Genomic DNA, 719 nt, shown 5'->3' with positions numbered 1-719 from the left:
CCGCCGGATCAACTTCGGCCTGTTGAGAACTCCGCGGGCCCTTGAGTTTTCCGGCCGTCGCGGAAACCAAGGAGTCCACCCACCGACGCAATTGGTCGGGCGGCTGGAACCCCTCGAAACTCGAGATCGGCTGTCTGGCAGCCAAAGCCACCACGGTCGGCACCGCTTGGATGCCGAACGCCCTGGCGACCGCGGGTGCGGCGTCCACGTTCACCGTCGCCAACGACCACGTTCCTTGGTCTTCAACCGCCAGACCGGACAGTGTTTCCAACAGGTCGACGCACACGTCGCTGCGTGGCGACCACAACAACACGACCACCGGAACTTCGTCGGACCGCAGTATTGCGTCGTCTTCAAAATTGGCGTCGGTGATCTGCGTGATCACCGAGGCGTCGGAGCCGGCAGGACCGCTGGGGCCGCCTTCGGCCGATGACGCACGGCCCGACGCACTCGCCGCGGCTTTCTGTTGAGCTCGTTGCTTGAGACCGGACAAGTCGACCGCACCAGCCAGGGCGGGTCCGATTGGGGGTCGCGGACGTGTCACGACATCAAGTCTGACACGCGCCGCGTATCAGTAATCCACCCGGGGCAAGGCCTCTTTTTACACCGTATGACCAACATCACAACGGCCGCCGCGGACACCGTGTCCGCGGATCGTTAGCAAAGCTACTGACGAGTTAACCAGCGCGCAGGATCAACGCGTCGCCCTGGCCGCCGGC

General features: G+C 64.3%; 1 protein-coding gene. It reads right to left on the bottom strand.

Going from position 1 to position 719, the window contains the following annotated elements; translation table 11 throughout:
• A partial coding sequence (locus BST27_RS30715) for a thioredoxin domain-containing protein (protein ID WP_249025754.1) occupies window positions 1-544 on the bottom strand: 544 nt, incomplete at its 3' end.
• Between the last annotated feature and the right edge of the window lie 175 nt (window positions 545-719).

This window comes from Mycobacterium intermedium, from assembly GCF_002086275.1.
Lineage (GTDB): Bacteria > Actinomycetota > Actinomycetes > Mycobacteriales > Mycobacteriaceae > Mycobacterium > Mycobacterium intermedium.
The sequence above is the reverse complement of the archived record's forward strand: the minus strand, read 5'-3'. Positions and strand labels throughout refer to the sequence as shown.